General features: G+C 47.8%; 12 protein-coding genes. 4 read left to right on the top strand and 8 right to left on the bottom strand.

Annotated elements, in window-relative coordinates:
- From NSQ66_RS02175 to NSQ66_RS02165, 3 genes are all read right to left on the bottom strand, one after another.
- Positions 1 to 1,647: a bifunctional ADP-dependent NAD(P)H-hydrate dehydratase/NAD(P)H-hydrate epimerase gene (locus NSQ66_RS02175; protein WP_076101324.1), complete on the bottom strand. Its 1,647-nt coding sequence runs from the start codon at positions 1,645 to 1,647 to the stop codon at positions 1 to 3.
- A gap of 90 nt (positions 1,648 to 1,737) precedes the next feature.
- The gene (locus NSQ66_RS02170) at positions 1,738 to 2,370 is read right to left on the bottom strand and encodes an NAD(P)-dependent oxidoreductase (protein ID WP_076101322.1); all 633 of its coding nucleotides are present in this window, start codon (positions 2,368 to 2,370) and stop codon (positions 1,738 to 1,740) included.
- A gap of 232 nt (positions 2,371 to 2,602) precedes the next feature.
- Positions 2,603 to 3,016, bottom strand: coding sequence for a GNAT family N-acetyltransferase (locus tag NSQ66_RS02165; RefSeq protein WP_256715950.1), 414 nt, complete (start codon positions 3,014 to 3,016; stop codon positions 2,603 to 2,605).
- Positions 3,017 to 3,195: 179 nt separating this feature from the next.
- Here NSQ66_RS02165 and NSQ66_RS02160 point away from each other — a divergent pair, with 179 nt between their 5' ends.
- On the top strand, positions 3,196 to 3,504 hold the full coding sequence (locus NSQ66_RS02160) for a hypothetical protein (RefSeq protein ID WP_076179470.1): 309 nt from the start codon (positions 3,196 to 3,198) through the stop codon (positions 3,502 to 3,504).
- A 561-nt stretch (positions 3,505 to 4,065) separates the two neighbouring features.
- Here NSQ66_RS02160 and NSQ66_RS02155 read toward each other — a convergent pair.
- From NSQ66_RS02155 to NSQ66_RS02140, 4 genes are all read right to left on the bottom strand, one after another.
- Positions 4,066 to 4,290, bottom strand: a complete 225-nt coding sequence (locus tag NSQ66_RS02155) for a YezD family protein (protein ID WP_076101319.1) — start codon at positions 4,288 to 4,290, stop codon at positions 4,066 to 4,068.
- 117 nt (positions 4,291 to 4,407) lie between these two features.
- On the bottom strand, positions 4,408 to 5,271 hold the full coding sequence (gene cysW, locus NSQ66_RS02150) for a sulfate ABC transporter permease subunit CysW (protein ID WP_076101318.1): 864 nt from the start codon (positions 5,269 to 5,271) through the stop codon (positions 4,408 to 4,410).
- A 128-nt stretch (positions 5,272 to 5,399) separates the two neighbouring features.
- On the bottom strand, positions 5,400 to 6,248 hold the full coding sequence (gene cysT / locus NSQ66_RS02145) for a sulfate ABC transporter permease subunit CysT (RefSeq protein WP_076101316.1): 849 nt from the start codon (positions 6,246 to 6,248) through the stop codon (positions 5,400 to 5,402).
- Between the two features lie 93 nt (positions 6,249 to 6,341).
- Positions 6,342 to 7,469, bottom strand: coding sequence for a sulfate ABC transporter substrate-binding protein (locus NSQ66_RS02140; RefSeq protein WP_076101315.1), 1,128 nt, complete (start codon positions 7,467 to 7,469; stop codon positions 6,342 to 6,344).
- A gap of 386 nt (positions 7,470 to 7,855) precedes the next feature.
- Between NSQ66_RS02140 and NSQ66_RS02135 the strand changes: the two genes are divergently transcribed.
- Entirely contained in the window at positions 7,856 to 10,123 is a 2,268-nt protein-coding gene (locus tag NSQ66_RS02135; protein WP_339279522.1) for an alpha/beta hydrolase, read from the top strand.
- A 129-nt stretch (positions 10,124 to 10,252) separates the two neighbouring features.
- Here NSQ66_RS02135 and NSQ66_RS02130 read toward each other — a convergent pair whose 3' ends face one another.
- Complete coding sequence (locus NSQ66_RS02130; RefSeq protein WP_076215053.1) at positions 10,253 to 11,302, bottom strand: lactonase family protein; 1,050 nt, start codon at positions 11,300 to 11,302, stop codon at positions 10,253 to 10,255.
- A gap of 249 nt (positions 11,303 to 11,551) precedes the next feature.
- Here NSQ66_RS02130 and NSQ66_RS02125 point away from each other — a divergent pair, with 249 nt between their 5' ends.
- Together NSQ66_RS02125 and NSQ66_RS02120 are read left to right on the top strand one after the other, a co-directional pair.
- Positions 11,552 to 11,812, top strand: coding sequence for a GlsB/YeaQ/YmgE family stress response membrane protein (locus tag NSQ66_RS02125; protein ID WP_036682650.1), 261 nt, complete (start codon positions 11,552 to 11,554; stop codon positions 11,810 to 11,812).
- Between the two features lie 207 nt (positions 11,813 to 12,019).
- Complete coding sequence (locus tag NSQ66_RS02120) at positions 12,020 to 12,520, top strand: cytochrome c biogenesis protein CcdC (protein WP_076215050.1); 501 nt, start codon at positions 12,020 to 12,022, stop codon at positions 12,518 to 12,520.
- Positions 12,521 to 12,899: the final 379 nt, after the last annotated feature.

Raw genomic sequence — 12,899 nt, 5'->3', positions numbered from 1 at the left:
TCAAAGCGCTTCAATGATATCTCCGGCAATGATAGCCGCCGGATTATTCCGCTGACGGGCTGCTCTCTCTCCTGCTAATCCGTGCAGGTATACCCCAAAAGCTGCTGCCTGCGTAGCATGAAGTCCCTGAGCCAGCAGGCTGGAAATCATGCCCGTTAGCACATCACCGGCTCCACCAGTGCCCATGCCGGGATGGCCTGTGGTATTTACATAAGCTTGCCCTTCAGGAGTTGCTATCACGGTATGCGCTCCTTTTAACACAAGTGTAACCCCATGCTCCTTGGCATAGTCCATAGCCAGACCGATCCGGTCACGCTGGACCTCAGCCGTAGTTAGGTTGGCTAGACGAGCCATCTCACCTGGGTGAGGGGTCAGAATTACAGAATGACGCCGCACCCAACTCTTATAATCGGAGTCAGCCAGAATATTTAAGGCATCCGCATCGATAACCAGCGGGCAATCACTGCCTTCCCAAAGACTGCGAAGCCAATCTGTATCTCCCGGGAACCGTCCAAGACCAGGACCCACAGCTATTACATCTCGCTCTTCGCTTAACTTCAGTAGCTCTGACACGGTCTCAGCCACCCAGTTTCCCTCTTCACTGCCACCTACATCAGCCAGCATCAATTCAGGAACAACACCGATGACGGAAGGTAACAGCTTCTTAGGAAGCGCCCACGTCACCAGTCCGCAGCCCGTGCGTAGCGCAGCACGGGCTGCGAGTAGTCCAGCACCGCTCATCCGTAGGGTGCCGGCGGCAAGGAGTACATGCCCATAAGTACCCTTATGGCCTTCAGGCGATCGCCGCCGGGCCAGATCGACACCCAGATGGGCATGCAGCACTTCCGGTGTCAGCAGGTGTGCCTGCACACCGCTGTTAAGAGCCAGAGCAGTCGGAATGCCGATGGCCCGTACCTTGACATACCCCGCTGCGCCTGCACCGGGGTATTGCAGGAGGCCTCGCTTGAGAAAGGCGAGGCATACCGTCACAGATGCATGAATGCAAGGCTCATGCATCTCTCCTGTGTCCGCGTTCAGACCACTGGGGATGTCCGCGGACACAATGACCTTACCGCTGCTGTTCGCTGCGGCAATCAGCTCCGCATAGGCGCCGCGCGGGGCTCCCGCGCCGCCGGTGCCGAGCAGCGCATCCAGGATGCCGCTGCACTCGGCAAGGTCCAGCCGATCCCTGCCGTATACTACGGCAGGCAGGCCCATGGCTGCAGCCGCATCGCGCTGCAGGGCGGCCTCGCCGGAGAGCGACTCCGGCGGCACCGCATAGACGAGCGTGACGGCGATGCCGGTCTCGCGAAGGTACCGTGCGGCGGCGAGGCCATCGCCGCCGTTGCTGCCTTTGCCGACGAGGATGAACCATCGCTCGGCTGCGGCAGAGGCAAGCGTCAGCGCATGATCTGCGCTGACCTTAAATGCCTTGCCTGGGTCATCCAGCGCGGCCTCCTTTAGCCCGGCATCGTTCCCTTCTGCTGCATTACTGCAGCCTGCCCCGCCTCTCTCCCGGCAAAGCGCGATGATCTCCTCTGCGATAACTCTTCCCGCATTCTCCATCAGCGCAATCGCTGGAATCCCCAGCTGCTGGATCGTTTCGCTGTCCAGCTGCCTCATTTGCTCAGCAGTTACCAGATACATGATTTAGCCCCTTTCCGCTATCTACCGTTCCAAAGCTTCACACGCAATTCCAAGTACAAGTCCGAGCGCAAGTCCGGCGCAAGTCTGATATCAGTAAGCGACAGTAAATCTGGCCCGACTAAAATTCCCTTCCTCCAGCTCGTCCACCATAGCTACAGCGAAATCCTCCACACTAATCTTGCTTTCACCATTCTCATCTAGAATAAGACGGTCCAATCCGATGCGGAAATGACCTGTACGACGACCTGGATGAACTACCGCAGCAGGACTGAGATACGTATAATCCAATTCTGTATTTTTGTAAATCTCATAAGCCTGCGCATGCGCCTCTGCAACTGGTTTAAACTCTTCCGGAAAATCCGGTGTATTCATCAGCAGCTCTCCAGTTTCAGTCTTTAAGCTACCTGCACCTCCAACAACCAACAGCCGATTTAACCCTGCCGTCTGCATACCCTCCACCAACGCTTTTGCCGCCGTAATCAGATCCTGCTCTTGCCCCGCTCCTGGTCCATAAGCACTGATTACCTCTTCATGGCCACGGACTGCAGCTGCTACTGAAGCCGGATCAAGAATATCCACCGTTGTTACATGTAAACGCTCGTGTTCGAGAGTTATTGACTCTGGATTGCGTACCGCAGCTGTTACTTCGTGTTTTCTTTTTAATGCCTCCTGTACAATTGCCTTTCCAATCGTTCCTGAAGCGCCCAATATTACAACATCCATCTTGTTGTTCCTCACATTCTACGAGCAAAGCCATTATCGTGCAGCCTTCTGCTCAATTATTTTTTTGATGCTCATCTGAATAGCTTTTCCCTTACAGCCTTTAAACATTATTTATCCCCTGAGATCCAATCGAAACCAGATCGCACCTACTAACCCGCTTTCAGACCAAAAACCCCTTAACCAATACAAGGGGCACTCTCTACTAAAAAAAGCAGCATGTATTCGCCTTAGCTTAGCGACGCAAAAACATTCCCTGAGAACGTGGCATAACCGGTTCAAAACCATATTGTGCGTAGAGCTTCGAGGCTTCTCCATCTGCAATCAGACTTACATACGCCTTGTCTGGTACAGTATTAAGGAATTCTCTGATTTCCCGCATGATCAGCTTTCCCAAACCTTGTCCTTGATGTAAAGGCTTGACCGCGATATCCGTGACCTGAAAAAAACATCCCCCATCGCCAATCACCCGTCCCATCCCGATTAGGTTATTCTCCTCATACAAAGTTACAGCAAAAATAGAACGAGGCAAACCGATCGCTGCACCTTCCACACTCATTTCACTCAGCCCAGCTTCTTTTCTCAGCGCCAAATACTGTTCCACTGAAGGCTGTTCATGACGTATATCAAGCTTACTTGTTGTTTCCACCCGCACTCCTCCGTTCAGCATTGCTGTTCCCACTATATACGACTGCATGGTTCACAGGCAAGGCTCACTGCTAGGGATGTTTTTGAAACCGAGGGATAAGTTTTATATTCTTGAATTCCTTTACTGACTGTGTGGAATAGTATCTGTAACAATATTTATAAAAGGGTGGGTGAAGCATTATGTCTCCTGTAGCCAAGCTGTTTAAATGGGGAACATGCCTTTATGAAGCTTTTCTGGCTCTACCGTTGATCGGCGGACTCTTTATCATTGCAAATGGTTGGGTCCCTTTGGCCATTGCCTTTTTGCTCCACGCTGTAGCCATTGTTGTGCTGCAGAGAGAGCATAAACCATTCATGGGTAACATTCTGGGCATTATCACCTCGATTTTAGCTTTTATTCCGATCGTTGGTTGGATTATGCACGCCATCACTGCGTTCATCCTGTTAATGGAGGGCGTATCCGCCTCACGCCAAGCCCCTCGTTATTAACAACTTACTGCGTCATCAAAATATGTAGCTGTCCCACGGGCCGAATCATTTGTAAAAGTCGTAAAAAGACAGATCATTCCCGGCGACCTATGGACCCAGATGACGTATTGCTGTGTTCTTACTGGTAAGCGGTCTGCTTCAACACTCATCATTCCCGGCGACCTACGGACCCGGATGACATATTACTGTGTTCTTACTCATGAGCGGTCTGCTTCAACACTCATCATTCCTTGCGACCTACGGACCCAGATGACGTTATTTGCGCCTTTTCAGCTTTTGGAGCGTGGTTTCGGACTCCAGGGACGTTATTGCTTAGAATCAGGTCCATATGTGGTGTTTTTTATGCCAATAGCAGCTATGCGGTCCGTTAGCGTGGCAAATGTGGCATAATACTGCGTTTAGCGTCAACTGAGTCCGATGGGATGCGTCATACGTGCCAGAATATCCAAGCATACAAAGAAAAGGAGTTGCCCCAGCAGCCATTACGTGGCTTATGTGACAACTCCATAATCTTTTATCCAAAAAGATGAGATATATCTTTATGATTGCCCAGAGATTGAATCAACGTCCCGCCGATTGAGAATCGGCCCGCCGGCTGCCGCTTTCACCAATATAACGTCCATTTGCGTTGCCACTGCTATTCTCAAACCGTTTGCGCTCCGTACGCTCCATCTGAACAATCTGACCTTCATGCACCACAATATGCAATGAGCCAAATTCCATATCATCCAGAAGTCCTGCAATCCGCGTAAGCCATAAATCGTCCACTTTCAGCGGTTTAGCCATTCTCTAGCCTCCCTTTCTCACCAAAGGATTATATCCGCCTAAATTTCTTTTTTTCTCAATTCCGTTATTACCAACCAATATACTATGAATTAACTTAGCATGGAACTAAAAGTCATGTCAATGGGCATTTTTTCGCGACAACCAGCTTTTAATAATCATCGTTACCAAAGCCAATAACAGGAGCAACGAAGCTACTGCAAAAGATGCTGAAAATTGATATTCATTGTACAAAATCTCAACATGCAGCGGCAGCGTATTCGTCTCCCCACGTATGTGCCCGGACACCACAGAAACCGCACCAAACTCACCCATGGCCCGCGCATTACACAAAATAATACCGTATAGTAATCCCCATTTAATATTAGGCAGCGTGACTCTGAAAAAGATTTGCCACCCATGTGCTCCGAGTGTAATTGCCGCTTCTTCCTCCTGTGTACCCTGATCCTCCATCAGCGGGATTAATTCACGCGCTACAAAAGGAAACGTCACAAACAACGTGGCTAGAACGATACCCGGAAGCGCAAATACAATCTTGATATCATGAGCGCTCAGCCAAGGGCCAAACCATCCGTTTGCTCCGAAGACGAGCACAAAGATTAGCCCGCCGATGACAGGCGAAACTGCAAAAGGGAGATCAATCAAGGTGATCAGAAACCCTTTGCCGCGGAAACGGAACTTGGTTACAGCCCATGCCGCTGTTACACCAAAAAAGGTATTCAGAGGCACAGTTATCGCCGCAACAAGCAGCGTCAATCGCAGCGCTGAGCGGGCATCCGGATCAGTCAGGGCAGCAATATATACGTCCCAGCCCTTCTTCAGCGCCTCGGTTAGCACAACAACTAATGGCAGAGCAATCAGCCAAAAAAGGACTAGCCCAGCCGCTCCGATCAACACCCATTTTACAATTGGGGTTTCCGTTGTCGCGGACGAGGACGCATTCTTTTGTAGCCGGGGGGTATGGAGAGGGACGGTACCGGCCAAAATTATTCCTCCTTTAAAGGGTTTTACGAAGACAAAATAGCTTGTAATATTCAGTATCAACGGCAGATATCGAGTGTCTCCGATTAAGTTTGAACATGTTCAGACGTCTGCTGTCACGGCGATTACCCTCAACGTGAAGTCTTACGAACCCAGCGCTGAAGCGTGTTAATAACAAGTAACATTAAGAAAGAGATGAGGAGCAATAGCAGGGCTACGGCGGTAGCTCCGGCATAATCATATTGCTCCAGTTTAGACATAATAAGCAGCGGAGCAATCTCCGTCCTCATCGGCATGTTACCGGAGATGAACACAACGGAGCCGAATTCACCGATGCCCCGAGCAAAAGCTAGAGCAAAACCTGTTAGCAGTGGCGGGAACAGCTCAGGCAGAACTACTGAGCGAAAGGTTCTCCAGCGGCCTGCGCCAAGGGTTGCCGAAGCCTCCTCCATATCTCTGTCCAAATCCTCCAGCACCGGCTGCACCGTCCGGACAACGAACGGTATGCCGATGAACATCAAAGCCAGGGTAATCCCGAGCGGAGTGAATGCCACCTTTAATCCCAGCGGCTCAAGCCAAGACCCAATCCAGCCATTTCCTGCATAGAGCGCCGTCAAAGAGACACCGGCTACCGCTGTCGGCAAGGCAAACGGGAGATCGATCAGCGCATCAAATATTCTTTTGCCCGGAAATTCATAACGTACCAGTACCCACGCCAGCAAAAGACCTAGAATTGCATCTACAAAAGCGGCCGCAGCAGCTGTCGACAGGCTCACACGATACGAGGCTAATACCCGCGGGTCCGTAGCTACATCCCAGAATTTCGCCCAGCTCAGACCTGTAGAATTGAACAGCAGCGCCGAAAGTGGCAGTAGAACCACTAGACTCAGGTATAGTACACTGTAGCCCATCGTCAGCCCGAAGCCGGGCAGTATTTTGCGCCGTGTTGCTGCTGGTGTAGCCGTAGTGGTGACATTCATCCCCTATTCATCCTTTCTCGCCTTCGGCCTTTTAGCCGATCAGCCCCTACCGGGACAAATCTCAATGATTACATCCTGCGTTTCATTCATCTGTTATTTGGCACCTGGCACATAAATCTTGTCAAAGATCCCGCCATCATTAAAATGCTTCTCTTGCGTTTCTTTCCAGGTTCCGAATTTGTCAGCCAATGTGAACAGCTTGATTTCCGGGAACTTATCTTTGTATTCTTCTTTCACGCTATCTAATGTAGGACGGTAGTAGTTTTCAGCCGCGATTTTTTGTCCCTCTTCACTATAGAGGTACTTCAAGTACGCCTCGGATACCTCACGCGTGTCTCTTTTATCCACAACCTTATCTACTATAGCTACTGGCGGTTCAGCCAAAATACTCTCCGAAGGATTCACGATATCAAATTTGTCCGGTCCCAGCTCTTCCACAGATAAATAGGCTTCATTCTCCCATGCGATCAGCACATCACCAATTCCACGCTCCACAAACGTTGTCGTAGATCCACGCGCGCCGGTATCCAGCACTGGCACATGCTTGAACAGTTCTTTTACAAATTCCTCAGCCTTAGCCTCATCGTTATTGTTCTGGTCTAGTGCGTAGCCCCAAGCTGCCAAGTAGTTCCAGCGTGCTCCACCTGATGTTTTCGGGTTTGGTGTAATAACCTCTACGCCCTCTTTGAGCAGATCTGGCCAATCCTTGATTCCTTTCGGATTCCCTTTGCGTACAAGGAACACGATAGTCGAGGTGTAAGGCGAGCTATTATGATCGAATTTACTTTGCCAGCCCTCATTGATCAGTCCCTTTTCCTGCAAGGCATCAATATCATAACCAAGTGCTAATGTCACAACATCCGCTTCCAGACCATCAAGCACAGCACGGCTTTGTTTCCCTGATCCACCGTGGGATTGTTTAATGGTGACCTTCTGTCCTGTTTCTTTCTCCCAATAGGCAGCAAAAGCTTTATTATAATTCTCGTACAATTCGCGAGTAGGGTCATATGAGACGTTCAGTAGTTCTACTGGATCTTTAGATGGAGTTTTTGTTGCTTCAGCCGCATTTGTGGCCTCCGCTGAATGGGTTGTTGCTGGTGCGTCTGTTGCCGGACTAGCACTATTGCCGTTATTGTTATTGCTGCCGCAAGCAGCAGTAAGCCCTGCCGTCAGCAACAAGCTAAACCCTACAAGAAGCCCTTTATTCATCTTTTTCTTCATCTCTTCCACTCCCCCATGTTTTTTCGTACCAGACAACCCTTGGGTAACACAAAAAGAACGGAGGAAAGCCTACGTATGGCAGGTCAAACCGGTCCTAAGACCGTGTCTGCGAGCCTAATGCAGGCGTTCCTCCGTTCGTACGGTAAGAACTTTCTTCAATTATTCCTATCTACTTAGTTGGTTTATATGGATATAATACTGAAACCCTTTAACTGTGTCAAACCTTTTTTTCCAGCCTATGTCAAAGAAAACTCCCACACACCACACCGTACAAGCTATGGGGTCGGTTCCTGTAAGATCCACTTGTTATTGATGCTATAAAGTAATATTATTGCTACAGCTTATGGGTTAAGAGAAAATACCGCTTTATGTCAGGGGAGAGAGTCATGGGTATGGAGTTAGAGTACGTCCCTGCGCCGTTGAAACCACGGCTCCACAGACGTATGGCTCAAGAAATTGGACGAAGAATTAGGGGAACCTACCGTTACGATACAGCAGTTTGGAGAACAGCTATAGCCGGTCTTTGGATAGTATGCTTTTTAGCCTTTAGTAGTGCCGTGTTAGGCATTCCTACTGGATTAGGTAAACCTACGGATATCGCTCTTGCTGCAGGTGCAGGCACTGTCCTGCTGGCGATTTCCGGCAATATCTTAGCTGTTCTGCTAGCGTTGACCGGACTGCGTATCCCAAGATTATTTGCAGGCTGTGTATTGAGTGATTTTGGAGCTATTCTACTAATCTTATATTACGCAGATTTTGAGATTGAAGCCGCGGTTGTCATCGCGGTCGTGCTTGCACTGCTAGGGGCATTAGGCGGATTAGCCATCGGCCTGCTCCGCAGCAAAAGAATAACACTAGGGCTTCTGCTAACAGTGGCGGTGACTTTTTCCCCACTTGCGCTGGCAAGCGGAGTACAAGAACTGCCTATTTCAGAGTCGGTCGATATCAACGATACGGAAGTCGTTCCACTGACAGCCTCCGATCCGGGAATACCAGGCAATCTAGCTTATCAGACCTTCACCTATGCCAGTGGTACCGATCTTCATCGTGCCGAATACGGCAAGGATACAAGCTTGATATCCTCTACGGCCGATGCTTCTGCTTATATTAAGGATTGGTCAAAGCTGCGCACTTTATTCTGGGGTTTCGATTATAAGGCACTTCCCCTGAATGGTCGCGTATGGATGCCAGAAGGTGAAGGTCCATATCCAGTAGTGCTGATGGTGCACGGCAATCATATGATGGAAGATTACTCTGATGGCGGGTACGCTTATCTCGGCGAACTATTGGCAAGCCGGGGATTTATCGCGATCTCGCTCGATGAGAATTTCCTGAATTATTCTGCTTGGTCCGGCATTCCGGACAATGATTTTAAAGTACGTACTTGGATCCTACTGAAACATTTAGAGCAGCTAGCAGATTTTTCAGATGATCCGGGCAGTCCTTTTTATCAGAAAATAGATTTCACAAAAACCGCCCTGCTCGGCCATAGCCGCGGAGGACAAGCCGTAGCTATGGCCGCGGATGCCACTCGTTGGTTTAAGGATGATCCGGTGATGGCGGCAGTTAATCGCTTTAATATAACCTCTGTAATCGCGCTTGCACCGACGGACAAAACAATAGATGACCAGCAAGCCCGTCTCAAAGACATCAATTATTTGACCTTGCAGGGAGCCCGCGATGGAGATGTACATGATTTCTATGGTGATCGGCAGTATATACGCACTTCCTATTCCCAAGGATCATCTGCTTTCAAAAGCTCGCTGTATATTGCGGATGCCAATCACAGTCAATTCAACAGCGATTGGGGCGGGTATGATCAGACCTTGCCAGCTGGACTCTTTTTAAATCGGACACAAATCATGGATGCAGACAAACAACGGCAAATCGCCAAGGTCTATGTATCAGCTTTCTTAGAGACCACCTTGCATGAAAAAGAGGAATACCAAAGCTTGTTCCGGGATTATCGCAGCGGGCTGAAGTGGTTACCAGATACCGCCTACTACAATAGATTCCAAAGCGGGGGATATCGTCCTGTAGCCACATTTGACGATGACCGTAACAAAAACACTGTAGAACTGGGAACAGCAGCAGCATCGGGTATTTCTTGGTCAGAAGAGTTAGCTAAAGACCGGGAGTCGAAAAGCAAAGCCACCTATGGTGTTGTCCTTAAACGCACAGCCAGCAAAAACGAAGAAGCTTATTACAACATTAAGCTTAACGACAGTGTCCGTACTGAAACTGCTCTTTTAGGGGCAGATGGCCTTACGTTCTCCATGGCAAATCTGAATGACGACATGAATGAAGAAATGGATGTTCCACAACCTCCAAAGGTTGAGGTGGAGTTAACTGACCATAACGATACCTCAGCACGCTTGAAGCTGGATGAAGTAATGGATATACTGCCACTTCCACAAACTCAGTTCACGTTATTCCCATGGCTTGAAGAGCGGATAAATGATGGCAAATACGGCGACCTTTCCGAAGCTGTATTTCAAACCTACGAGATGCCGTTCGAACAATTTCAGGAGGAAGAACCAGAGCTGGATCCTGACAACCTGACGGAAATCACCTTCTATCTTGAAGAAGAAGGCGACCGGATCATGCTTGATGACATCGGTTTTTACGATTTAGGTATCAGAAATACATTTTAACAATCACTTGCTATTATCCTTAGGTCTTCATTTGCAAAATAGGGCTATTCCCAACCTCCACTCACGAAAAAATGAATGGATTACGGGAATAGCCCTTATTTTTACGACATACAATAACCTAGTCTCAGCCTACAACGCTTGCACACAAACAGGTGACTTCATTTCCAATTCATTTCCTGTAGGGATTAATCTGCCACTCTCACTATCGATGGAGAACGAGGTAATATTATCACTATTCTGATTAGCAGCAAGCAGCTTATCCCCAATAATTGCAAAGTTACGCGGAGTACGCCCGCCGGTAACCTGCCAATCCACTGCTTCAAGCAGACCCGTTAATTTATCGATATGGAACAGGGCGATACTGTCTTGTCCGCGATTGGAGACATACAGGAATCTGCCACAAGGGGAGACATGAATATCGGAAGCTGTATCGTCACTACCAGCAGTATAATTATCAGGAAGCGTGCTAAGATGCTGTAAACTATTTAGATTTGCATCCTGTTCATCATTAGCAAATGCCGTTACTGTACAATTCAGTTCATTCGCCAGGTAAATCCATTGTCCAGAGGGATGCACCGCCAGATGACGTGGACCTGAACCAGGTGGCAGATTAAGCTCACGATGTTTTACCAGTTTGCCCTCTTCAGGGCGATAGATCACAATTTGATCCAGTCCCAAATCGCACACCAGCACATGTCTACCACTTGCGTCCGGAATGACAGAGTGCGGATGCGGAGCCTCCTGACGGTCTTCACGAATGCCTGAACCCACATGTTTTACTTGGTCGGACATTTCTTGAAGCGAACCATCTTCATTTACAGGAAAAGCATTAACATTGCCTCCCGAGTAATTGGAGACGAATATGTAATCTTCCTTAGGACTAATGGAGACATAACAAGGAGCGCCGCCTTCCGTAGAACGACTTCCAAGTGATTGCAACGCTTTAGTTGCGGGATCAATTGCATATGCGTAAACCTCACCTTGATCCTTCTCACTAACTGCATACAACACGCTGCCTGCACTATTCACAGCTAAAAACGATGGGTTCTCAATTCCCTCGGTACCCTCAAGAATTCTCATTTCCCCCGATAAAAGACTAAGCGCACATAACTGAATCGCCTTCTCATTCTCAGAGTTATACGTTCCTACATAAAACAATGCCTCATTAGCCCGTTCCATAATAGTGGCTCCTTTATCTTTATGTATTGTATTACTTCTTACTTACCCTTTACTAATAGGGGTTTACTCATAATTTTATAATATTTTTTCACTATAGCATGTTTATAGTTGTAATACATTATCGAAACTGCATTTAGAGCCTACTCCCTAACTATTCCGGAAGAAGTAAGTTTTTCCATGTGGTTTAAAGATGGTCACAAAGGTTAATAGTAGACATCGCAAACAACAAAACGAAGGAGTTGAAGTAACATGAGTTTTCTATGGATGTTAATCGTTGGTGGGGTTATTGGTTGGTTGGCTGGTCTGATTATGGGCAGAGATATTCCTGGTGGTGTTATCGGTAATATCATCGCTGGTATTATCGGTTCATGGCTCGGTGGCGTGCTTCTGGGAAGCTGGGGACCTAAAGTAAGTGATTTCTACTTCTTCCCTTCTTTGATCGGTGCGGTTGTGCTGATCTTTATCGTGAGCCTTATTCTCCGCTCGACAAGTGGACGCAGCCGTTCGTAAGTCTGGGCTGAGATAATAATATTCGCATCAATAAATCCTCGTCAGAGTATGCTCTGGCGGGGATTTTTGTATGTATCGCTCCTTTAAGAAATAATTCCTAAGCTGGAATTGTAGCGGGTATGGAGCCAATACACTTCAATGTTTTGCCATCGTTTTTCTGTTATAATGAAGATACAAGTGACTGAAATCATAGAGAGGTCGTGTATCATGGGTAACATAAACCCCTCGCTTCTACATATTGGCTCTACATTAGGGGCTTTGTTCATGGCGCTGATGGTTATTTTCATTCGTCTAAAAGCAAGCGCACGTCCGGTTACCATTCGAAAAATATGGATTCCACCTCTCGGTATGTCGACGGGTTTTGCCATGCTTGTAGCACCTGCGGTCAGGTTCCCATTATGGTGGGCGGCAGTCGCCTTTCTGATTGGCTGGTTCATCTTCGCGTATCCTCTTATACGCAGCACCCATTTTGAACAACGTGATGGACAAATTTATGCTCAACGCTCCAAGAGCTTTGCGTTTATCCTGCTCGGACTTCTTCTAGTCCGCACTTTACTCCATGAATTTATTAACCGTTATGTGTCTATCCCACAGTCCGGTGGTTTGTTCTTTATTTTAGCCTTCGGCATGATTGTTCATTGGAGATTTTTTATGTTCAAGCGTTATAAGGCTATGACTTCCTCGGGGAGTCTGCTGCCCCAGCCATGATTGTCAACAATGATCCTAAGAAGCCATCTCAGGGTGCTTACCCGATATCCTTGAGATGACTTCTTACCTCTTGTAACTCAAGCTTATGTTATATCCTCTGCTTTTTTCTACTTTTCACCCTTTTCTGACATCAATTAGCCATCCTCTTATTACATCCTCTTTTAGTACTTTACATACACTATAGGGATAGATCACCTAAAATATCTAACTCGTTATGTCACCTATTCAGCATTAAAAAGAAAAAATATAATCTTTGTAAGTCCGATGTCAGGTAACCTGCGAAGGGATACGTTAAACTATAAGCATACCTAACGATAAGCTTCCAAAAGACCTTAATGCTGAAATAAATATCATTTGGAAACCTATACTGCGTATAACT

The sequence above is a fragment of the Paenibacillus sp. FSL H3-0329 genome (genome assembly GCF_037963285.1).
GTDB classification, from domain to species: Bacteria; Bacillota; Bacilli; order Paenibacillales; family Paenibacillaceae; genus Paenibacillus_AQ; species Paenibacillus_AQ odorifer.
Note: the sequence above shows the minus strand (reverse complement) of the source record. Positions and strands in the feature narration are given on the sequence as shown.

What these genes read in the sequence shown, in the direction of transcription:
- NSQ66_RS02175 (WP_076101324.1), bottom strand. Translation starts at nt 1,647, where the DNA reads ATGTATCTGGTAACTGCTGAGCAAATGAGGCAGCTGGACAGCGAAACG.
- NSQ66_RS02170 (WP_076101322.1), bottom strand. Translation starts at nt 2,370, where the DNA reads ATGGATGTTGTAATATTGGGCGCTTCAGGAACGATTGGAAAGGCAATT.
- NSQ66_RS02160 (WP_076179470.1), top strand. Translation starts at nt 3,196, where the DNA reads ATGTCTCCTGTAGCCAAGCTGTTTAAATGGGGAACATGCCTTTATGAA.
- NSQ66_RS02155 (WP_076101319.1), bottom strand. Translation starts at nt 4,290, where the DNA reads ATGGCTAAACCGCTGAAAGTGGACGATTTATGGCTTACGCGGATTGCA.
- cysT (WP_076101316.1), bottom strand. Translation starts at nt 6,248, where the DNA reads ATGAATGTCACCACTACGGCTACACCAGCAGCAACACGGCGCAAAATA.
- NSQ66_RS02140 (WP_076101315.1), bottom strand. Translation starts at nt 7,469, where the DNA reads ATGAAGAAAAAGATGAATAAAGGGCTTCTTGTAGGGTTTAGCTTGTTG.
- NSQ66_RS02135 (WP_339279522.1), top strand. Translation starts at nt 7,856, where the DNA reads ATGGGTATGGAGTTAGAGTACGTCCCTGCGCCGTTGAAACCACGGCTC.
- NSQ66_RS02130 (WP_076215053.1), bottom strand. Translation starts at nt 11,302, where the DNA reads ATGGAACGGGCTAATGAGGCATTGTTTTATGTAGGAACGTATAACTCT.
- NSQ66_RS02125 (WP_036682650.1), top strand. Translation starts at nt 11,552, where the DNA reads ATGAGTTTTCTATGGATGTTAATCGTTGGTGGGGTTATTGGTTGGTTG.
- NSQ66_RS02120 (WP_076215050.1), top strand. Translation starts at nt 12,020, where the DNA reads ATGGGTAACATAAACCCCTCGCTTCTACATATTGGCTCTACATTAGGG.